We start from the raw sequence: 19,868 nt of genomic DNA, 5'->3' as shown, positions 1-19,868 counted from the left end.
GCGGCTGCGGCTGCGCGTAACACGGCGGAACGCAAGTCGACCCCGCTCCTGCCGGCAGCCACACTCGTGGTCAGTCCACGAGCGTGTGACCCCGCCACCCCACGAGGAGCACCCCATGACCGCACCCGCCCTGCCCGCCAAGCCGAAGCGCAAGCGCCCGATCGGCTGGATCGTCGCCGCCGCGATCGTCGTCGTCGCGATCATCGTCGCGATCGTCGTGGTCGCTGTCCGGAACGGTGGTGAGGACACCGCCGGGTCCGCGTCGAGTGCCGCCCCGAAGACGGTGACGATCGGTGTCTCGGACAAGTCGCTGCCCTACTGGAAGACGTACGTGGACCTCGCGAAGAAGGACCTGAACGTCACCGTGCAGCTCAAGAACTTCTCGGACTACTCGCTGCCGAACCCGGCGCTCAAGGACGAGCAGGTCGACCTCAACCAGTTCCAGCACATCCAGTACCTGGCGAACTACAACGTCACCTCGGACGACGACCTGCAGCCCATCGGCGCGACGGCCGTCTACCCGCTGCCGCTGTACTCGACGAAGGTGTCGGACGTGAAGGACTTCGCCGAGGGCGCGAAGATCGCCATCCCGAACGACGCCATCAACGAGGCCCGGGCACTCCTGGTGCTGCAGTCGGCCGGCCTGCTGGAGCTCGAGGACGGCGGCAACGCGTTTTCGACCGTCGCCGACATCACCTCGCACAAGGTCGACGTGCAGCCGCTCGACGCCTCGCAGACCGCGAACGCCCTGCAGCAGGGCTCGGTCGACGGCTCCATCGTCAACGTGAACTTCGCCACGTCGGCCGGGCTGGACACCAAGGACGCGATCTTCCAGGACGACCCGAAGAGCGCCTCGGCCGCCCCGTACGTGAACGTGTTCGCCGCGCGGAACGCAGACAAGGACAACGCCACCTACCTCGACCTCGCGAAGCTGTTCCAGGACGAAGCCGTGCAGAAGGTGTTCGCGAAGGACTACCCCGACGCGGTGCCGAGCGACGAGAGCCCCGCTGCCCTGCAGCAGGAGCTCACGACGGTCGAGAAGGACGCGAAGGCGGCAACGAAGTAGTGGCTGCCCTCGTCGAACTCCGCGGCGTCTCGAAGAGCTACCGCCGCGCCGACACCGGCGAGACGATCGCCGCCGTCGAGGACGTCACCCTCGACGTCGAACAGGGTGAGGTCCTCGGCGTCATCGGGTACTCCGGTGCTGGCAAGTCCACCCTGGTCCGGCTGGTCAACGCGCTCGAACTGCCCACGGCGGGCACGGTCACGGTCGCCGGCCAGGAGCTCACGGCCATCCCCGAGCGGGACCGCCGCCTGGCCCGACGCCGGATCGGGATGATCTTCCAGCAGTTCAACCTGTTCCGCTCCCGCACCATCGCCGGCAACGTGGCGTACCCGCTCAAGGTCGCCGGTGTCGCCAAGGACGAGCGGGACCGGCGCGTGGCCGAGCTGCTCGACTTCGTGGGGCTGCTCGACCGTGCCCACGCGTACCCCGAGCAGCTCTCCGGCGGGCAGAAGCAGCGGGTCGGGATCGCCCGGGCGCTGGCGTCGAACCCCGAGCTGCTGCTGGCCGACGAGGCCACGAGTGCGCTCGACCCGGAGACCACCTCCGAGGTGCTCGCGCTCCTGCGTCGGGTGAACCGGGAGCTCGGCGTCACGATCATCGTCATCACGCACGAGATGGACGCCGTCCGGCAGATCGCCGATCGCGTCGCCGTCATGGAGCAGGGCCGCGTGGTCGAGGTCGGCGACGTGTACGACGTGTTCTCCACGCCGCAGACCCAGGCCGCACAGCGCTTCGTCCGCACGGCGCTGCACGACCGTCCCTCTCCGGAGACGCTGGTCCGGCTGCGGGAGCGGCACCCCGGACGCCTCGTCACGGTGCAGATCACCGACGAGGCCGGGCTGCAGAACCGCATCGATCAGGCGTTCCGCACCGCGGGCGTCACCGCCGAGCTCGTCTACGGCGGCGTGGGCGAGATCCGGGAGCGCCGGATCGGGTCACTGACGTACGAGCTCGTCGACGCGGGACCCGTTGCCGGCCCTGGGTCCGGCGCCGTGGATGCCGCGATCGCCGCGCTGCGTGCCGCGGGTGTCACGACGAACGAGGAGGCCCTCGCATGAACAACTCCTTCCAGAGCGTGATCGACACGTTCGACGTGTTCCTGTCCTCGGTGCGCGACACCATCGTGATGTCGATCGTCTCGCTGGTGATCGCGGGGCTCATCGGGTTGGCGCTCGGCCTCGCCCTGTACGCCACACGGCCGGGCAACCTGCTCGGCAGCCGCACGGCGTACACGGTGATCAACCTGCTCGTGAACCTCGTGCGGCCCATCCCGTTCGTGATCTTCCTCGCCGCGATCGCACCCCTGTCCCGCGTCGTCGTGCAGACCACGATCGGCGTGCCGGCGGTCACGTTCGCGATCTCGCTCGCGGCGTCGTTCGCCGTCGCCCGCATCGTGGAGCAGAACCTGCTGTCGGTCGACCCCGGCGTGGTCGAGGCCGCCAGGGCCTCCGGCGCGCACCCGGTGTCGATCCTGCTGACCGTGCTCATCCCCGAGGGCCTCGGGCCGCTCATCCTCGGGTACACGTTCATCTTCATCGGCATCGTGGACATGACCGCGCAGGGTGCACTCATCGGCGGCGGCGGACTCGGCGAGTACGCGATCACCTACGGCTCGCAGCGGTACGACTGGTGGATCGTCTACGTCTCGGTGGCCGCGATCGTCATCATCGTGCAGCTCGGCCAGTTCGTCGGCAACCGCTTGGCGCGCGCGACGCTCCGTCGCTGACGCGGGCTGCACCGAGATCGCACTTCGTGTCGCCTCCCCCGTCCCGGAGGCGACACGAAGCGCGATCTCACCCCGGCAGTGCGTACCGGCCGCGCGGTCACGCGCCGTGCGAGGCGGGGCCGCACCGAGCCTCCCGACCGGTCACGACACCCCGCTCACGTCCGCCGAGCGGTCGGCAGTCGTCGGCTGGCGCGGCGCCGAGCGACGTGCTGCGCCCACTCGGCGCCCACCCGACGGGGTGTCCTGACCACTCGCGCCGGTGAGATCGCAGCCCGCGTCGCCTCCCCTGTACCCGAGGCGACACCAACTGCGATCTCAGCGACACATGGTGCGGGGCGGAGCTGCGCCGGGCCTCCCCACCGGACAGGACACCCCGCTCACGTCCGCCGAGTGGTCGGAAGTCGTCGGCTGGCGCGGCGCGGAGCGACGGGCTGCGCCCACTCGCGCCCACCCGACCGGGTGTCCCGACCACTCGCGGCCGGGAGGCTCGGGTCGACCCCGCCCCGCAGGCGCCGCCCTCGGCCCCGGTGAGGTCGCACTTCCTGTCGCCTCCCCGACTCCGGAGGCGACACAGAGTGCGATCTCGCGACGCGACGCGACGCGACGCGACGCGACGCGACGCGACGCGACGCGAGGCGACGCGATCCGGACGGGAGGCTCGGCGCACGTCCGTCCCTCCGCCTGCGGCACGCCGACCGGTCACGACACCCCACTCACGTCCGGTGAGTGGTCAGCGCCCGTCGGCCGCGAGGCCGCCGAGCGACGGGCTGCGCCCACTCGGCGCCCACCCGACGGGGTGTCGTGACCACTCGCGCCGGGAGGCTCGGGTCGACGCCGCCCCGCAGGCGCCGCCCACGGCCCCGCTGAGGAAACGCGGCGGCGCGGGTCAGGCAGCGGGGTCGGCCGCCACGGCGTCCGCGGCGGAGGAGCCGGCGCCGGACCCTGCCGCGGTCTCGTAGTGGGCCCGGACCAGGATCGGCCGGTGGTCGGAGATGCCCGCGGGCAGGGTCTCGACGCCGGCGATGTGCAGTCCGACGCTCGTGGCGAAGTCGAAGTGCCCGGTGAACTTGCGGTAGCGCAGGTAGGTCGGCTGGTCGGAGAGCGACAGCGCGAAGCCGTGCGACTCGATCTTCCGGCGCAGGTTCGTCTGGAACCAGGGGTAGTTGAAGTCGCCGACCATGATCGCCGGGGCCTCGCTCGAGAGGTCGCGGACGAACTGGTGCGCAGCCTCGATCTGCTTGCGGCGCAGGGAGTTCGTGGCGGTGAGCGGCGAGGCGTGGAACGAGGCGACGATGACGTCGGTGTCGGCCTCGGCGTCGCGGAGGTGCATCGCGATGAGCCGCTCGTGCGCGGGTGCGAGGACCCGGTCGTGCAGGGACTTCTGCAGCGAGTGCACGCGGAAGTCCCGGAGCTCGAAGCGGTCGTCGCGCTTGTAGATCGCCAGGCCGAGGCGGTTCGCCTTGGTCGACGCGGCGAGGGTCAGGCCGCCGATGGACGGCGCCAGGTCGTTGCTGTCGCACTCCTGCACGCAGAGCACGTCCGCCTGGGACGACTCGGCGAGGGCGGCGAGCTCGCTGTTCGCGGTGTGCTCCCGCAGGTTGTAGCTCACGACGCGGATCGTGGTGGGTTGGACGTCGGTGTCCATCGGGATGGTCCCCTCGTGGTCTGGCACGGGCATGCTGCCTTCCTTTCGGAGCCGGGTCCCTGCGTCCCGCTCAGTCTGCCGCCGCAACGGTACTCGGCGTCGGCAAGCAGTTGCTGTGACTGTATCGGGTGACGGTTTCTGGCGCGTGACGAGCGCGCGAACGGTCAGGCGCGCACCCGCTGCCGGCGCGCAGGGCGGATGGCGTCACCGGCTGAACGGCTCATCAGGACGCCCTCGACCAGGGCCACGACGAGCAGCACGGCGATGACCCAGAACGCGACGGCGTAGGCCCCGGAGCCCTCGAGCCCGGCGCCCGCCCGGATGACGACGGCCGCGACGGCCACCCCGAACCCGGCCGCGGTCTGCTGCAGCGTCGAGGACAACGTGTTCGCCGGGGTCATGTCGGCCTGCTCGACGTCGGCGAAGGCGATGGTGTTGTACGCGGTGAAGCCGACCGAGCGGGCGGCACCGCTCACCACGAGGAGCACGGCGAGCAGCCAGAGCGGGGTGTCCGGCGTCAGGAAGGCCATCGCCACGACGGTCAGCGCAGCGATGCCGGCTGACACGATGATCACCGGCCGGTACCCGAACCAGCGGAGCAACGGGGTCGTCGCGGGCTTGATGCCGAGGTTGCCGACGAAGACGAACAGCACGGCGCTGCCGGCCTCGAGCGCCGTCCACCTCCAGGCGTCCTGGAACAGCAACGGCAGCACGAACGGCACCGCGGAGACGGCCAGGCGGAACAGGCTGCCACCGGCGTGCGACACCCGGAAGGTCTCGAGCCGGAAGGCATCGAGCCCCATGATCGGGTGGGGCGCACGGCGGAAGTGCCGGATGGCGAGCCAGGTGCAGACGGCCCCGACGACGCCGGACACGACCACGGCCACCACCGGCACGGTGTCGAGCGCGAGCAGCGAGGCCATCACCACGAGGGCACCGAGCCCGAAGCACGCCAGCAGGGACCCGAGCCAGTCGAACGGGACGCGCTGGGCGGCCCGCTCCTGCGGCACGAGCACGAGCGCGGCGACGAACGCGATCGCCCCGAGCGGCAGGTTGACCAGGAAGATCCAGTGCCACGACAGGGTGTCGACGAGCACGCCGCCGATGAACGGCGCGATGATCGGGGCCGCCAGGGCCGGCCAGGTCAGGATCGCGATGGCCGTGACGAGCTGGTCCTTCCCGGCGCTCCGCAGCACGACGAGCCGGCCGACGGGCACCATCAGCGCTCCGCCGACGCCCTGCAGGATCCGCCAGAGCGTCAGGTCGACGAGCCCGGTCGACAGCGCGCACAGCCCCGAGGCGACGGTGAACACCGCGATGGCGGCCGCGAAGACCGTGCGGGAGCCGACCCGGTCGGTCAGCCAACCGCTCACCGGGATGAGCACGGCGAGGGTCACGAGGTAGGCGGTGATCGCGATGCCGATCGCCGCGGAGTCGACGCCGAGGTCACGCCCCATCGCCGGCGCCGCCGTGGCGAGGATCGTGCCGTCGAGGAGCTCCATGAAGAACGTCCCCGCGACGAGCACCGCCACCGCCGTGCTGCCCGTGCGCCGTCTGGCCGATGTCGTCGTCGTCATGTCCCAGGAATCGTATGCCCGGGCTCGGACACGTGCGCCCGGTTCTGCACCGTGGAACGCTGGGCACGACGACGTTGTCCAGCGCATACCGCCTGCACGAACGTGGAACCCGTCGACCGACCGGACGCGACAGGAGGATCGATGCCGACCACCCCCGCCACCGTGACCACGAAGGGCGCCCCGGAACCGGGCAGCAGCGCCCGCCCTCGGCACGTCCTCGACGACGCCCACCTGCCCGTGATGACGCTCCGCGAGTCCGCCCTGGCGTCGAACACGGCCGTCATGCAGGCCTACGTCGAGCGGCACGGCATGCGCTTCGCGCCGCACATGAAGACGCACATGGCCCCGGCCCTCGCGCACCGCCAGGTCGACGCCGGCGCATGGGGCGTCACGGTCGCCTCGGTCCAGCAGGCCATGGTCGCGTGGGAGCACGGGCTGCGCCACCTCCTCGTCGCGAACGAGGTGCTCGACCCCGCCGGCCTCCGCTGGCTCGCCTCCCGCCGGGCCGTCGACCCCGGGTCGGACGTCCTCTGCTGGGTCGACTCGGCCGTCGGTGTCCGCGCCGCGGCCGACGCCGCCCGGGCCGTGGACGGTGCGGTCCAGGTGCTCGTCGAGGTCGGCTTCCCGGGCGGCCGCACCGGCGTCCGGTCCCCCGAGGCCGCGATGGAGGTCGCGGAAGCAGCCGCAGGTGCCGGACCCGGCGTCGTCCTCCGCGGTGTCGCCGGCTACGAGGGCGGCCTGCCCGGCGTCGACGCCGCCCGCGCCTACGTCTCCGGCGTCCTCGCCGTCGCCGCCGCTGTCCGGCACCTGGTCCCCGGCGAGCGCGCGCTGCTGAGCATGGGCGGCAGCGCCTGGTTCGACGCCGTCAGCGACGCGGTGGCCGCCCGCCCGGCCGACCTCGACGTCCTGCTCCGCTCCGGCGCGTCCCTGACCCACGACGACGGCTTCTACGCCGCCCGCACGCCCTTCGGTCGCCACCCCGCCGAGGGCTCGCTCCGACCCGCCATCGAGGTCTGGGGCCGCGTCACCTCGTGCCCCGAACCCGGCCTGGCCCTCGTCGCGGTCGGCAAGCGCGACATCTCCTTCGACGAGGGACTGCCCGTCGTGCGGCAGATCCGGCCAGGAGGCCCGGAGCGGCTCCCCGGGACACCGCCGGTGCCCGGGGCGGTCACCGTCACCCGCCTCGACGACCAGCACTGCTACCTCGCGCTGGCACCGGGGGTCGCGCTGACGCCGGGCGATGTCGTCGTGTTCGGCATCTCGCACCCGTGCACGGTGTTCGACAAGTGGCGGGCCGTGCAGGTCCTCGACGACGACGACACCGTGCTCGAGACGATCGCGACGTGGTTCTGATGACCACCGTGACGACGACCCAGGACGACGCGCAGGCCCCAGCACGGAACGCCGCGCTCTCGCTGCGCCGCGGGCTGCGCATCCTCGACCTCGTCGCCGACCGGACCCGGAACGGCGAGCCGTCCGTGAGCCTCACCACGCTGAGCGGCGAGCTCGGCACGTCGAAGTCCACCGTGCTGCGGCTGACGGCGCCGATGCTCGAGAACGACCTGCTCCGCCGCACCGCGGACGCGGGCTTCACCCTCGGGCTCGGGTCGCTGCTCCTCGGCCAGAGCTACCTCGAGGGCATCGACCTGCGCGCCGCCGCGGCCCCGTTCCTCCGACGGACCGCCGAGCTGACCGGTCTGACCTGCCACCTCGTCGTCCCGGACGGCACCGACATCGTCTACGTCGACAAGGTCGAGACGCGCGGCACCGTCCGCATGGCCTCCCGGATCGGGAACCGCCTGCCGATGCGCAACACGGCGTCGGGCAAGGCGATGGTGGCGTTCGGCGAACCGGACCTGCTCGACCGTGTCCTGGCGACGCCCGCCCCCGCGATGACCGAGCACTCGATCACCGACGACGACCGCTGGCGCCGGGAGATCGCGCGCACGCGGGACCGCGGCTACGGCATCGACGACCGCGAGAACGAGCCGGACATCCGCTGTGTCGCGGCGCCGGTGCTGGACCACGCGAACCAGGTGGTCGGCGCCATGAGCATCTCGGGGCTGGCGTCCGGCTTCCGCGCCTCGGCCGTCCGGGCGCTCGGCGACGGCGTGGTCCGCACCGCCCTCGAGATCTCGGTCGCGCTCGGGTCGTCCTCCGCCCAGCTCGCACTCGCCAGGAGCCCGCGGTGACCGGGGTGCTGACCTTCGGCGAGACGATGCTGCTGCTCGGCGGCCGCGGTGCCGTGCTCGGGCTCGACACGATGCGCGTCGACACGGGCGGTGCCGAGAGCAACGTCGCGATCGGCCTGGCGCACGCCGGGGTCCCCGTGACGTGGGTCGGTCGGGTCGGGACGGACCCCGCCGGGGACCGCGTGCTCGCGGACGTGGCGGCCGAGGGTGTCGACGTCGTCGACGTGCGGGACCCGGACCGGTCGACCGGCATCATGATGAAGGAGCGGCTGCCGGACGGTCGCACGCGCGTGACCTACCACCGGCGGGGCTCGGCGGCGTCGGCGTTGACGCCGGGCGACCTGCCGTCCGGTCTCGTCGAACGGGCCGCGCTGCTCCACGTCACCGGCATCACGCTGGCCCTGTCCGACAGCGCCCGCGAGACCGTGCACGCCGCGGTCGTCCGCGCCGCCGACGCCGGCGTCCCCGTGGCGTTCGACGTCAACCACCGGCCGAAGCTCGTCGACGACGTCACCGGGCGAGGCTGGTACCGCGCCGTCGCCGCCCGGGCCTCGGTCGTCTTCGCCGGGGACGACGAGGCCCGGCTCGTCCTCGGGCGCGACGAACGTCCCGGTGACGACGAGGCCCTGGCGCACGAGCTCGCCGCGCTCGCGAACGGCACCGCCGTCGTGAAGCTCGGCTCCCGCGGCGCGGTCGCCTCCGTTCACGGCACGATCCACCGCCGCGCGGCCAGCCCGGTCGCCGTGGTCGACCCGGTCGGTGCCGGGGACGCCTTCGTCGCCGCGTGGCTCGCCGCCGACCTCGCGGGGCGCTCCCCCGCCGAGGCCCTCGACGCAGCCGCCGACGCCGGAGCGCTCGCGTGCACGGTGCACGGCGACTGGCGACGACCGGACACCGGCGTGCTCGGGCTCGTCGACCCCGCCGCCGTCGACCACGCCGTCCACGACCGCGTCGACCGCTGACCGATCCCGCCACCCACGAGCACGAGGAAGCGCACGATGACCGACTCCGCACCGAGCACCACGACCGCCGACGCTCCGCTGCGCCACCGGCACCAGGCGGGACCCGCGATCGCGATCCTGCGCGGCGGGACCGGCGAGCACGTCGAGGACGTCGTCCGCACCCTGGTCGACGCCGGGGTGCTGGCGATCGAGATCACGACGAACACCCCGCGCTGGCGGGAGGGCATCGCCTGGGCCGTCGACCGCTACGGCAGCGGGGCGTCGATCGGGGTCGGGACAGTGATGGACACGCGGCAGCTCGACGACGCAGCAGCCGCGGGCGCCGCGTTCGCCGTGAGCCCGCACACCGACCCCGCCATCGGGGAGCGCGCCCACGAGCGCGGCCTCGGCTGGTACCCGGGTGCCGCGACGCCGACGGAGATCGTGCGCGCCTGGCAGCTCGGTGCCCGGGCGGTCAAGGTGTTCCCGGCCGCACAGCTCGGCGGTCCGGCGTTCCTGCGGCAGGTCCTCGCGCCGCTCGACTTCGTGGACGTCATCCCCACCGGGGGCATCGGGGTGGACGACGCGGCCGACTACCTCGCCGCCGGGGCCGTCGCCGTCGGGCTCGGGTCGCCGCTCGTCGGGGACGCCCTGCACACCGGCGACCTCGAGGCCCTCCGTGTCCGTGCGGGACAGCTCCTCGCCGGGCTGCCCCGATGACGTCCGTCCTGCTCCGCGGCGGCTCCGTGGTCGACGACGACGGGGTGCGGCTCGCCGACGTCCTGGTCGAGGACGACCGCATCGCCCGAATCGGGCCGGGGATCCCCGTGCCGCCCGGCGCCGCCGTCGTCGACTGCGGCGAGCGCCTCGTGCTGCCGGGGTTCGTCGACGCGCACTCGCACGCCGGGGCGCTCGTGTTCGAGCCCGAGGTGCAGCTCGCGCTCCTCCGACAGGGGGTCACGACGATCGTCACCGGGCAGGACGGCGTCGGTCCGGCCCCGGGCGACGGGGTCCACGCCTCGACGTCCTTCGGCGCGATCGACGGCGAGCACCCGCACCACGACGGCGGTGGCATCGGCGACCTGCTGGCGACGTACGACGGCACGACCCCGCTCAACGTGGCGACCCACGTGCCCGCCGGGACCGTCCGGCACGTGGTCCGCGGCGACGGCCCGGGCAGCGCGGCCCCGGACGAGCTCCGTGCGATGCGCACCCTCGTCCGCAACGGTCTCGACGAGGGCGCGGTGGGCCTGTCCACGGGGCTCGACTACGTGCCGGGGCTGTACGCCGACACCGCGGAGCTGGCGGCGCTGTGCATCGAGGTGGCCGACGCCGACGGGCTGTACGTGTCGCACATGCGGGGCGGGTACGAGGCGAACGCCCGGGCGGGCCTCGAGGAGATCGCCGCGCTCGTCCGCGCCACCGGGGTCCGGGCGCACGTGTCGCACCTGCACGCCCCGGTCGACCTGGCGCTCGCGGTCCTCGACGACCTGGAGCGCTCCGGTGCGCCGATGTCCTTCGACGCCTACCCCTACTCCCGCGGGTGCACGATCCTGTCGATGCTGCTGTTGCCGGCTGAGCTGGCGCGACCCGGCACGGACGACCTCGCGGCGGCGATCGCGGACCCCGAGGGGCGTGCCCGTGTCCGCGTGCGCGTACTCGAGCGGGTGCTCGGGCGCGCGGACCTCGGTGCCGGCTGGGCCGACCAGGTGACGCTGTCGCACGTGCCGGCGCCGGCGTTCCACGCGCTGCAGGGCCGCACCCTCACCGAGGCCGCCGACGTGACGGCCTCCGACCCCGTGGACCTCGCCCTCGACGTGCTGGTCGCGTCGTCGTCGCAGGTGACCGTCGTGATGCGGGTCCCCTCGCCGAGGACCGCCGACGAACTCGCGCCGCTGTTCCGCCGCCCGGGTCACACCGCCGGGTCCGACGGCATCTTCGTCGGCACGCACCCGCACCCCCGGGCGTACGGCACCTTCGCGCGCTACCTCGAGGAGTACGCGGTGCCCGGCCGGCTCAGCTGGGCCGAGGCCGCACGCCACCTCGCGACGACCGCCGCCGAGCGGTACCGCCTGGGCGACCGTGGCACGGTCGCGGTCGGATCCGTCGCCGACCTCGTCGTCGTGGACCCGGCGCGGGTGGCGGCCCGCTCGACCTACGCGCTCCCGATGCTCCTGGCCGAGGGCATCGACGACGTGCTCGTCGCCGGCGTCCCCGTGCTCACGGACGGCGCCCTGACGCAGGCGACCCCCGGCCAGGGACTCCGCAGAGCCGGCTGACCGGCGGGTCGATGCGTGCGGCGGCGTCAGGACGCGCTGGGCAGCACCGCCACGACGTCGATCTCGACGAGGATGCCTGCGAGGTGCGACTGCACGGTGGTGCGGACGGGGTACGGCACCGTGAAGTGCTTGGCGTACTCCTCGTTGAAGGCCGGGAAGTCGCGGTCGGAGTGCTCGAGGTGCACGGTCGACTTCACGACGTCGTCCAGGGTGGCTCCGTGCTCGGCGAGGACGGCCGCCACGTTCGCGAGCACCTGTGCGGTCTGCCCGGCGACGTCCTCGGCCATCGCACCGGTGGCCGGGTCCTGCGGGCCGAACCCGGCGGTGTACAGGAAGGCGTTGGCGACGATGCCCTGGCTGTAGGGCCCGGCGGGCTTCGGGGCGTTGTCGGTCACGATGGCGGTCTTCGGCACGGTGGCTCCTCCTGGGGCGAGCGGACGGGGCCTCCAGGCTAGGGCCGCCACGGTCGCCGGGGCCGGCCACGGGACCTGCGCTTTCCGGCCTGCACAACGCAGGGCGAGCCTCCCGTCCGGTCCCTGCCGCGTGTCGGCCGGGCCGACGGGGACCGTCCAGCGTTCGCTCGCTACCCTTCTGAGGTGCCGTCTGCTCTGCCCGCACGACGTGGGACACACACGTGACCCGCCTCGACGGGACTCTGCCGCAGTCGATCGCGACCGGTCGACGCCGGGCGATCGACGCCGTGGCGACCCTGCCGGCATGGGCGGCCGTGCTGCTGGTCTGGACCGGCGGTCGTCTCGTCTCGACGCTCTGGCTCGCGCTGGCGTACCCGCTGATGGCGAGGTCGCAACCCGAGAACGCGATCTGGGGGAACGAGCACGGGTTCCTGCGGTTCCTGACGTCCTGGGATGGCCAGTACTACGAGCAGATCTCGCTGCACGGGTACCCGACGACACTGCCGCTCGACGCCGCCGGGCACGTCGCGCAGAACGCCTGGGCCTTCCTGCCGGCGTTCCCCTTCACCATCCGGCTGCTCACGATCTCCACTGGGCTGCCGTTCGACGTCGGCGCACCGGCTGTGGCGCTGCTCGCCGGCTTCGTCGCGGCGCTGCTCCTGCACCGACTCGTCCGCGAGCGTGCCGGCGACGCCGCCGCCATGTGGGCGGTCTTCTTCTTCACGTGCGGCCCGCTGTCCTTCCTGCTGCAGGTCGGGTACGCGGAGAGCACGTTCCTCGCGCTGACGTTCGGCGCGCTCCTGGCGCTGGAGCACCGGCGGTACGGGCTGCTGACGCTGCTCGGCGTCGCCGCCGCCTTCACCCGGCCGGGGGCCCTGGCGCTGCCGCTGACGCTCGGCGTGATCACCGTCATGCGGCTGGTCCAGCTGCGCCGCGGGTCCGACCGCGTGCTCGACGGGTTCCCGCGCGGCGAGCTGCTGCGGGTCGTCGGGGCCGGCGTGACGATGGTGCTGGCCGGGCTCGCGTGGCCCTTCGTCGCCGCGCACGTGACCGGGCAGCCGGACGCCTACCTCGCCACGGAGATGTCCTGGTGGGTGAACTTCATCGGGCGCGTCGAGTTCATGCCGCTGACGCCGTGGTTCCTGACGACGGCGAAGTGGCTCGGCGTCGGCGGGGTCATGATCGTGATCGGGCTGCTCGTCGGGTACCCGCTGTGGCTGCTGCGCCGGTCGACCCGCACGCTGGGGACCACGACGCTGGTGTTCTCGGGGGCGTACGCGCTCTACGTGTTCGCGGTGTCGCTGCCGATGGCCTCCACCCCGCGGCTGCTCATGCCGCTCGCGCCGCTGCTCGGGTCGCCCGAGCTCGTCGCGACGCCGTGGATGCGACGGACCCTCGTCACGTGCGCGGTGCTCGGGCAGCCGGTGCTCGTCGCGGTGCTGTGGCTGCTCGGGCCCCCGTGACGGCGGGCGGGGGCCGGGCGCGGGCGGGTGCGGGTGCGGGCGCGCGCGGACACGCGTGCGGGCGGGTGCGTGGCTGCATCCATGCGAGGTTGACCACCCCGTGCGAGCTCGTAGGGCCGCACGGGGCGCCGAACCTCGCACCAGCCGAGAGATCCCGCACCGTGCAAGCTTCGATCACGCTGCCGAGATCACGACGCGAGACACCGGCGTCTCGCTGAGACACCGCTCGGGCGCCGAGACGCCGCAGGTTTCGGCGGCGTCTCGCGTACATCCAGGCGTCTCGCGGTGACACCGGCGTCTCAGCTCGAGACGCCGGTGTCTCATGCCCGCACATCCCGCTGACGGGGGCGTTTCGCTCCCGCTCCACGAGACACCGGCGTCTGGGTGAGACACCGCTCGGGCGCCGAGACGCCGCAGTTTCCCGCGGCGTCTCACGTACATCCAGGCGTCTAGCGGTGACACCGGCGTCTCAGATCGAGACGCCGGTGTCTCACGCCCGCACCGCCCGCCCGTACCGCCCCCCCCTAGAGCTCGACCGTCCCGTGGCTGCCGACGTCGGGCGTGGACTCCCGCCCGAGCGCCGCCTTCATCGTCTGCACGAGGGTCCCCACCGTGCCGGTGTCCTGCGTCCAGTACTCGACCGAGTCGCCCTCGACGGTGAGGAGCCGGATCGAGGGGTCGTCCCGCCCGTCCGGGAACCAGGCCTCGGCGAACGGTGACCACAGCTCGTCGATGACCGAGTCGTCCTTCGTGACCGTGGCCGTCCCCGCGATCGAGAGGTACCCGCCCTGGGACTCGATCGCGACGTTCACGTGGGGGTTCCTGGCGATGTCGGCGACCTTCTCGCTGCCGTCCTGCACCAGGAAGCGCAGGGTCCGGTGGAAGGTCTTGTCCTGCACCGCGAGTGGTCGTGCGTGCAGGGACCCGTCCTCGCTGACCGTGGTCAGGAGGGCTGTTCGGGCTCCGTGGACGATGTCCGAGATGGCGGCGAGCTGGTCTGCCTGCGTGTCGGTCATGGTGCTCCTTCGCATCGAGTGCCCCGTTGCACCGACCTGGCCGGGCAACCCGGGGGCGTACCGTTCGGGTCAGTCTGCCCCTCCAGCCTGGACACGTCCAGCACGCCGACGAGCGGCTCCAGACCCGGCCTGGAGGCTCGGCACGGCCCCGCCCCGCCGGCTGCGGAGCGCGCGGTGCGGGTCCGTCAGGCGGGCTCGTGGATGGTCGTCTCGACGTCGACGACCTGCGGGATGCGCGGCATCGACGCGAAGCCGAAGCGCACCGGCGGGTCGAGCGGCGCGAGGTCCCCGAGGGGCTCCCCCGCCCAGGTCCCGCGGACGCCGGTGACGTCGTGCGCCCCGGTCACGCCGTAGTACTCGCGGCGGCCGTTGCCCGCCGAACCAGCGGTGCCGGCGCCCGGTGCGACGAGCCGCGCGATGGGGTTGATCGTCCGGAGCCACCTGGGGTCGCGGGCGATCGCCTTCGGCACGACGCGGAGCAGCCGACCGAGCGGCGAGATGGTGCCGACGTCGATGGTCGCGCGGAGCTGCCCGGCGTCGAGCTCCAGGCCGGCCGCCGTGCGCCTGGCGTTCACGGGCAGGACGTCGACCGCGTCGAACCGGTAGGTGCCGGAGACGTAGGCGGCGACGATCTCGTCCGGGGCGAGCAGCACGCTCGACCCGTCGGGCAGCTCCACGAAGACGTCCGTGAACGCACCGAACGGGGACTGCTCCCACATCCCGATGACGAGCCGGACGCCCGAGGTCGTGCCGACGCCCATGATCCGGCCACGGAAGCGACGTTCGATCATGCTGGAGTGCTGTGGCATGCGGTGGACGCTACCCGGCGCTCCCGTGAGTGGATGCGGCGGACGCGCCCCGGGCCTCCAGGCCGTGCCGCGTGCCCTTCTGTGCCCACGACGCGATCGAGGGAGCAGCAATCGTCGAGTGACCTGGGCCGACTCGACGATTGCTGCTCCCTCGATGCGGGGGAAAGCCCTCACGGGACGGGGACGGGCTCCGCCAGGAGCTCGCGGACCCGCGGGGCGACCGCGGTGCCGTAGAGCTCGATGGAGCGCATCATGTCCTCGTGCGGCAGGCGCCCGGTGGCGTAGCGCATGTCGAAGCGGGAGACGCCGAGGATCCGCATGTTGCGCGCGATCTTGCGGGCGACGGTCTCCGGGGAGCCGACGTAGAGCGACCCGCCGGCGGAGAGCCCGGCCTGGTACTGCGCGACGTCGAGGGGCGGCCAGCCGCGTTCGCGACCCAGACGGTCGGTGACGTCCTTGTGGTACGGCCAGTAGCGCTCGGCGGCTTCCTCGTCGGTCGCGGCGATGAACCCGGGCGAGTGCATCGCGATCGGCTGCTGCGGGATCTCGAGCTGGTCGAGGGCCTGGCGGTACAGGCGCGAGAACGGTGCGAACTGCGCGGGCTGCCCGCCGATGATCGCGAGGAACAGCGGCATGCCGTAGGACGCGGCGCGGATGACCGACTGGGGCGAGCCGCCGACGCCGATCCACGTCGGGATGGGGCCGTGCTCGAGCTTCGGGAAGACGTCCTGCTCGGTCAGCGGGGCGCGCTTGGTGCCGCTCCACGTGACGGTGTCGCCGCCGCGGAGGGCTGCCCAGAGCTGGAGCTTCTCCTCGAAGAGGACCTCGTAGTCGGACAGGTCGAAGCCGAAGAGCGGGAAGGACTCGGTGAAGGACCCGCGGCCGAGGATGACCTCGGCGCGGCCGTTCGAGAGCGCGTCGACGGTGGCGAAGCGCTCGTACACGCGGACCGGGTCGTCGGAGGACAGCACGGTGACGGCGGACCCCATGCGGATGCGCTCGGTGCGGGCGGCGATGGCGGCGAGGACGACCTCGGGGGCGCTCACGGAGTAGTCGGCGCGGTGGTGCTCCCCCACGCCGATGAAGTCGATGCCCACCTGGTCGGCGAGGACGGCCTCGTCGACGAGGTCGCGGAGGCTCTGGGCGTGGGTGCGGGTGGTGCCGTCGAGGCGGTCGGTGACGTCGCCGAACGTGTCGAGGCCGAGCTGCACGGGACCGACGCGGTCCGGTGCGGGCGGCGGGACGTCCGAGGGACGACCGGTGCCGAATGCGTTGCTCATGCGATGCCTCCTGTTGATGCGTACGCATGAATCTACCACAGGGGGACGACGGACGCGAGGGGTCGGCAGGCCCCGCGTGTACCGTCGCGCCCATGCCGCAGATCCCCGACCAGACCGGCCGACGCATCATCGTCACCGGGTCCAACAGCGGCACCGGCAAGGAGACCGCCACGCGCCTGGCCGCCGCCGGTGCCGACGTCGTCATCGCCGTGCGCACGACGTCGAAGGGCGAGGCCGCCGCCGACGAGATCCGTGCCGCTCACCCGGGCGCCTCGGTGGAGGTCCGCGAGCTCGACCTCGCCGACCTCGCGAGCGTGCGCCGCTTCGCCGCGGGCGTGCTCGACGACGACCGGCCGCTCGACGTGCTCGTGAACAACGCGGGCGTGATGGCGCCTCGCGAGCGCTTCGAGACCGTCGACGGGTTCGAGCTGCAGTTCGGCACGAACTACCTCGGCCCCTTCGCGCTGACGAACCTGCTGATGCCGGCGCTGCTCCGGGCCGAGGCGCCGCGGGTGGCGACGATGTCGAGCCTCGCGGCCGTGCCGGGGCGCATCCGGTTCGAGGACCTGCAGTGGCACCACGGGTACGCACCGTTCCGCGCCTACGCCCAGTCGAAGCTCGCCGACCTGCTGCTCGCGCTGCACCTGCACACGCTGTCGGTCGAACTCGACTGGCCGCTCCTCAGCACCGCCGCGCACCCGGGCTACACGCGCACGAACCTGCAGTCCGCCGGGCGGTCGCTCGGTCGGTCGGCGCCGGTGTCGACGGACCAGCGGGCGTGGCCGTGGACCCAGGGCGTCGAGCAGGGCAGCGAGCCGCTGTTGTTCGCCGCGGTCGGTCGTTCCGCCACGGGCGGGGCCTACTACGGCCCTGCCGGCGCCTTCGGCATCACCGGCCCGACCAGCGTCGCGTCGATCCCCCGCTCGGCCCGGAGCACGGACCTGGCGCGCAGCCTCTGGGCCGTGGCCGAGGACCTGACGGGGACCCACCTGCCGGCCTGAGGCCCCGTCGGCCGGCCTGGTTGCGGCGCTGCCGACACGGCGCACCGTGCGCGGTCGCTCGGCCCGTGCGAGGTTGTGCACCCCGTGCGCGGTCGTCGTGCCGCACTGGGTGGGCAAGCTCGCACCGGGCGGGTGTCCCCACCGGGGCCGAGCGGGTCAGGCGCGGTGGAGCTCCACCGAGCCGCTGATGTCGCCCGGGTCGGCGAGCCGTGCGTGCTGCAGCACCGTGCGCCCGGGCCCGACGGCCGCGGCCACGATGGAGAGGGTCGCGAAGTGCCCCTCGGGCTCGACGGTGTCGCGGAGGATCGCGTCGGGGTCGTCCGGCGCCAGTGCGGCCGAGGCAGCGAGCACCCCGAACCACGGCCCCCACCCGTCCCCGGCGTCCCCGGCGTCCGCACCCGCGGAGGCGTCGGCGTCCGCCGCACGGAGCTCGTCGAAGGGCGCGAGTTCGGGCGGTCCGTCCGGCGCGGCGACCTGCCGGAAAGCCTCGAGCCACCGGCCGATCCGCGGCGCCGCGGGGTCGTCCGGCTCACCGTGCGTGACCATGTGCACGCCGGGTCCGAGCTCGGTCGTCCGGACACGCGAGCCGTCCCACGACAACACCTCGGCACCGGACGCCGTGGCCCGCACCAGGTTGAACGCCCGCGTCGTCGGCAGCGACCCGTCGTGTCCCGGCAGCTCCCCGTCGGCGACGGCGTCGATGGGCAGCACCCCGCGGGTGGTCCAGGTGCCGTCGGCGGAGGGGACGTCCTCCCACCGGTTCAGCACGACGGCGAGACCCCGTTCGTCGGACGCGGCGAGCCAGGCGCCGCCGGCCTCGCGGTCGCGGACACCACGGACGGACGGGTCGCGGTCGGGCCACCAGGCAGCGGGCGGGTCCCACGGGCGGGACGGGGACTCGTCACGCATGGCGAGCATGGTGACGGGCCACGCCGATCGGGGATCGACGCGGACGACGACGGTGCACATGCGGTCGATCCTGCCACCCGCCGCCCGACCGCCAGGCGGTGCCGTCCGGGTAGCGTGACCGTCGTGAACGGATCACCCGAGCAGCGCAGGACCATCGTCGTCGGCATCACCGGAGGGATCGCGGCGTACAAGGCCGTGCAGGTGATCCGCGAGTTCGTCAGGGCCGGCCACGACGTCCACGTGGTCCCGACCGAGGGCGCGCTGCGCTTCGTCGGACTGCCGACGCTCGAGGCCCTGAGCCGGAACCCCGTCACGACGAGCGTGTTCGAGGACGTCGCCGAGGTGCGCCACGTGTCGCTCGGGCGTCGGGCGGACCTGGTGGTCGTCGCCCCCGCCACCGCGGACTCCCTCGCGCGGATGGCTGCGGGACTCGCCGGGGACCTGCTCGGCACGACCCTGCTCGCGACCGAGGCGCCCGTCGTCGTCGCCCCCGCGATGCACCCGCAGATGTGGGAGCACCCCGCCACCCGGGCGAACCTCGCCACGCTGCGCGACCGCGGCGTGCACGTCGTCGGACCGGTCGTCGGCGCGCTCACCGGGGACGACGCCGGCATCGGGCGGATGTCGGAGCCTGAGGACATCGCGGCGGCGGCCCTCGCGGTGCTCGCGCAGACGACGGACGCGCACCGGACCACCGGGGGCGAGCCGAGCCTCCCGGCCGGCACCGCGGACGAGACCAGCGCGACCAGCGCGACCACCAGCGGCACCGGTCCCGCTGCCGGGACCGGCTCCCCCGCTGCCGGCACCGGCTCCCCCGCCGGCACCGGCGCCCGCGGCGAGCAGGGCGACCTGGCCGGCGTCCACGTCGTCGTCAGCGCCGGCGGCACCCGCGAGCCCTTCGACCCCGTGCGCTTCGTCGGCAACCGCTCGAGCGGCCGACAGGGCGTGGCGATCGCCGCCGACGCCGCGTCCCGGGGCGCGACGGTCACCCTGGTGTCCGCGAACGTCGACGCGGGCCTGACCGCCGGCCTCGACGCCCGGATCGTGCCCGTCGGCTCCGCGCTCGAGCTCGCCGAGGCCGTGCACGCCGCAGCCGCCGAGGCCGACGTCGTCGTGATGACCGCAGCGGTCGCCGACTACCGCCCCGCCGAGGTGCTCCAGGAGAAGCTCAAGAAGGACGCGCAGGGCGAGCGCATGACGCTCGAGCTGGTGCGGAACCCGGACGTGCTCGCCGACCTCGTGGCGAACCGCCGTGCGGGGCAGGTCATCGTGGGGTTCGCCGCCGAGACCGAACCCGACCGGGACGCCCGCATCGAGCTCGGCCGCGCAAAGATCGCCAGGAAGCCGGCGGACCTGCTCGTGGTGAACCACGTCGGCTGGTCGGCGGGCTTCGAGCGCGAGGAGAACCAGGTCGAGGTCCTGGTGCCCGGCGGCGCGGTGGTGCGGGAGGCCTCCGGCACGAAGGCCGAGGTCGCCACGGTCCTGCTCGACCTGGTCGCCACCGCGCTGACCTGAGCCGGCTGCGGGTCCGGTGCCGGGTCCGGCGGCTGA

18 protein-coding genes are annotated in these 19,868 nt (G+C 73.4%); 11 read left to right on the top strand and 7 right to left on the bottom strand.

Translation table 11 applies throughout. The features are described 5' to 3' along the window. Positions 1-115: 115 nt before the first annotated feature. Genes BIU98_RS00905 through BIU98_RS00895 form a run of 3 tightly spaced genes read left to right on the top strand, consistent with a single transcriptional unit; the run spans position 116 to position 2,792 of the window. Positions 116-1,066 carry a MetQ/NlpA family ABC transporter substrate-binding protein gene (locus BIU98_RS00905; protein ID WP_071269878.1) on the top strand — a complete coding sequence of 317 codons (951 nt, stop codon included), beginning with the start codon at positions 116-118 and terminating at the stop codon, positions 1,064-1,066. Beyond that, the gene (locus tag BIU98_RS00900) at positions 1,066-2,124 is read left to right on the top strand and encodes a methionine ABC transporter ATP-binding protein (protein ID WP_071269875.1); all 1,059 of its coding nucleotides are present in this window, start codon (positions 1,066-1,068) and stop codon (positions 2,122-2,124) included. Before BIU98_RS00905 ends, BIU98_RS00900 begins: the two co-directional genes overlap by 1 nt. Continuing rightward, positions 2,121-2,792, top strand: a complete 672-nt coding sequence (locus tag BIU98_RS00895; RefSeq protein ID WP_071269872.1) for a methionine ABC transporter permease — start codon at positions 2,121-2,123, stop codon at positions 2,790-2,792. Before BIU98_RS00900 ends, BIU98_RS00895 begins: the two co-directional genes overlap by 4 nt. Before the next feature lie 886 nt (positions 2,793-3,678). Here the strand turns inward: BIU98_RS00895 and BIU98_RS00890 are convergent. Further along, positions 3,679-4,470, bottom strand: coding sequence for an endonuclease/exonuclease/phosphatase family protein (locus BIU98_RS00890; RefSeq protein ID WP_083392849.1), 792 nt, complete (start codon positions 4,468-4,470; stop codon positions 3,679-3,681). 131 nt (positions 4,471-4,601) lie between these two features. After that, complete coding sequence (locus tag BIU98_RS00885; RefSeq protein WP_071269869.1) at positions 4,602-6,014, bottom strand: MFS transporter; 1,413 nt, start codon at positions 6,012-6,014, stop codon at positions 4,602-4,604. Between the two features lie 141 nt (positions 6,015-6,155). Between BIU98_RS00885 and BIU98_RS00880 the strand changes: the two genes are divergently transcribed. Genes BIU98_RS00880 through BIU98_RS00860 form a run of 5 tightly spaced genes read left to right on the top strand, consistent with a single transcriptional unit; the run spans position 6,156 to position 11,426 of the window. Next, on the top strand, positions 6,156-7,367 hold the full coding sequence (locus BIU98_RS00880; protein ID WP_071269866.1) for an alanine racemase: 1,212 nt from the start codon (positions 6,156-6,158) through the stop codon (positions 7,365-7,367). Beyond that, positions 7,367-8,206, top strand: a complete 840-nt coding sequence (locus BIU98_RS00875; protein WP_071269863.1) for an IclR family transcriptional regulator — start codon at positions 7,367-7,369, stop codon at positions 8,204-8,206. The genes BIU98_RS00880 and BIU98_RS00875 overlap by 1 nt, the downstream gene beginning before the upstream one ends. Next, positions 8,203-9,168, top strand: a complete 966-nt coding sequence (locus BIU98_RS00870) for a sugar kinase (RefSeq protein ID WP_083392848.1) — start codon at positions 8,203-8,205, stop codon at positions 9,166-9,168. The genes BIU98_RS00875 and BIU98_RS00870 overlap by 4 nt, the downstream gene beginning before the upstream one ends. A gap of 36 nt (positions 9,169-9,204) precedes the next feature. Next, the gene (locus BIU98_RS00865) at positions 9,205-9,867 is read left to right on the top strand and encodes a bifunctional 4-hydroxy-2-oxoglutarate aldolase/2-dehydro-3-deoxy-phosphogluconate aldolase (RefSeq protein ID WP_083392847.1); all 663 of its coding nucleotides are present in this window, start codon (positions 9,205-9,207) and stop codon (positions 9,865-9,867) included. Then, on the top strand, positions 9,864-11,426 hold the full coding sequence (locus BIU98_RS00860; protein WP_071269859.1) for an amidohydrolase family protein: 1,563 nt from the start codon (positions 9,864-9,866) through the stop codon (positions 11,424-11,426). The genes BIU98_RS00865 and BIU98_RS00860 overlap by 4 nt, the downstream gene beginning before the upstream one ends. Before the next feature lie 26 nt (positions 11,427-11,452). On the opposite strand, the gene BIU98_RS19210 is transcribed toward BIU98_RS00860, so the two are convergent. Next, entirely contained in the window at positions 11,453-11,839 is a 387-nt protein-coding gene (locus BIU98_RS19210; RefSeq protein ID WP_071269841.1) for a RidA family protein, read from the bottom strand. Positions 11,840-12,060: 221 nt separating this feature from the next. Between BIU98_RS19210 and BIU98_RS00850 the strand changes: the two genes are divergently transcribed. After that, positions 12,061-13,302 carry a hypothetical protein gene (locus BIU98_RS00850; protein WP_083392846.1) on the top strand — a complete coding sequence of 414 codons (1,242 nt, stop codon included), beginning with the start codon at positions 12,061-12,063 and terminating at the stop codon, positions 13,300-13,302. Positions 13,303-13,826: 524 nt separating this feature from the next. On the opposite strand, the gene BIU98_RS00845 is transcribed toward BIU98_RS00850, so the two are convergent. The 3 genes from BIU98_RS00845 to BIU98_RS00835 all read right to left on the bottom strand — a co-directional run bounded on the left by BIU98_RS00845 (position 13,827) and on the right by BIU98_RS00835 (position 16,407). Then, positions 13,827-14,318: a pyridoxamine 5'-phosphate oxidase family protein gene (locus BIU98_RS00845; RefSeq protein WP_071269838.1), complete on the bottom strand. Its 492-nt coding sequence runs from the start codon at positions 14,316-14,318 to the stop codon at positions 13,827-13,829. Positions 14,319-14,503: 185 nt separating this feature from the next. Then, the gene (locus tag BIU98_RS00840) at positions 14,504-15,127 is read right to left on the bottom strand and encodes a hypothetical protein (protein ID WP_083392845.1); all 624 of its coding nucleotides are present in this window, start codon (positions 15,125-15,127) and stop codon (positions 14,504-14,506) included. Between the two features lie 170 nt (positions 15,128-15,297). After that, positions 15,298-16,407, bottom strand: a complete 1,110-nt coding sequence (locus tag BIU98_RS00835; protein ID WP_083392844.1) for an LLM class flavin-dependent oxidoreductase — start codon at positions 16,405-16,407, stop codon at positions 15,298-15,300. A 92-nt stretch (positions 16,408-16,499) separates the two neighbouring features. On the opposite strand from BIU98_RS00835, the gene BIU98_RS00830 reads away from it, so the two are divergent. After that, on the top strand, positions 16,500-17,408 hold the full coding sequence (locus BIU98_RS00830; RefSeq protein WP_071269835.1) for an SDR family oxidoreductase: 909 nt from the start codon (positions 16,500-16,502) through the stop codon (positions 17,406-17,408). Positions 17,409-17,564: 156 nt separating this feature from the next. Here the strand turns inward: BIU98_RS00830 and BIU98_RS00825 are convergent, their stop codons facing one another. Beyond that, positions 17,565-18,377 (bottom strand): NRDE family protein, encoded by an 813-nt coding sequence (locus tag BIU98_RS00825; RefSeq protein ID WP_071269832.1) that lies wholly within the window; start codon positions 18,375-18,377, stop codon positions 17,565-17,567. Positions 18,378-18,440: 63 nt separating this feature from the next. Between BIU98_RS00825 and BIU98_RS00820 the strand changes: the two genes are divergently transcribed. Beyond that, positions 18,441-19,832 carry a phosphopantothenate--cysteine ligase family flavoprotein gene (locus BIU98_RS00820; RefSeq protein WP_071270503.1) on the top strand — a complete coding sequence of 464 codons (1,392 nt, stop codon included), beginning with the start codon at positions 18,441-18,443 and terminating at the stop codon, positions 19,830-19,832. Positions 19,833-19,868: the final 36 nt, after the last annotated feature.

Source organism: Curtobacterium sp. MMLR14_010 (assembly GCF_001865015.1).
Lineage (GTDB): Bacteria > Actinomycetota > Actinomycetes > Actinomycetales > Microbacteriaceae > Curtobacterium.
The sequence above is the reverse complement of the archived record's forward strand: the minus strand, read 5'-3'. Positions and strand labels throughout refer to the sequence as shown.

Bases quoted from the DNA above. Each gene is read 5' to 3' on its own strand.
- BIU98_RS00905 (WP_071269878.1), top strand. From the start codon at position 116: ATGACCGCACCCGCCCTGCCCGCCAAGCCGAAGCGCAAGCGCCCGATC.
- BIU98_RS00895 (WP_071269872.1), top strand. From the start codon at position 2,121: ATGAACAACTCCTTCCAGAGCGTGATCGACACGTTCGACGTGTTCCTG.
- BIU98_RS00890 (WP_083392849.1), bottom strand. From the start codon at position 4,470: ATGCCCGTGCCAGACCACGAGGGGACCATCCCGATGGACACCGACGTC.
- BIU98_RS00885 (WP_071269869.1), bottom strand. From the start codon at position 6,014: ATGACGACGACGACATCGGCCAGACGGCGCACGGGCAGCACGGCGGTG.
- BIU98_RS00880 (WP_071269866.1), top strand. From the start codon at position 6,156: ATGCCGACCACCCCCGCCACCGTGACCACGAAGGGCGCCCCGGAACCG.
- BIU98_RS00875 (WP_071269863.1), top strand. From the start codon at position 7,367: ATGACCACCGTGACGACGACCCAGGACGACGCGCAGGCCCCAGCACGG.
- BIU98_RS00865 (WP_083392847.1), top strand. From the start codon at position 9,205: ATGACCGACTCCGCACCGAGCACCACGACCGCCGACGCTCCGCTGCGC.
- BIU98_RS00860 (WP_071269859.1), top strand. From the start codon at position 9,864: ATGACGTCCGTCCTGCTCCGCGGCGGCTCCGTGGTCGACGACGACGGG.
- BIU98_RS00845 (WP_071269838.1), bottom strand. From the start codon at position 14,318: ATGACCGACACGCAGGCAGACCAGCTCGCCGCCATCTCGGACATCGTC.
- BIU98_RS00840 (WP_083392845.1), bottom strand. From the start codon at position 15,127: ATGCCACAGCACTCCAGCATGATCGAACGTCGCTTCCGTGGCCGGATC.
- BIU98_RS00835 (WP_083392844.1), bottom strand. From the start codon at position 16,407: ATGAGCAACGCATTCGGCACCGGTCGTCCCTCGGACGTCCCGCCGCCC.
- BIU98_RS00830 (WP_071269835.1), top strand. From the start codon at position 16,500: ATGCCGCAGATCCCCGACCAGACCGGCCGACGCATCATCGTCACCGGG.
- BIU98_RS00825 (WP_071269832.1), bottom strand. From the start codon at position 18,377: ATGTGCACCGTCGTCGTCCGCGTCGATCCCCGATCGGCGTGGCCCGTC.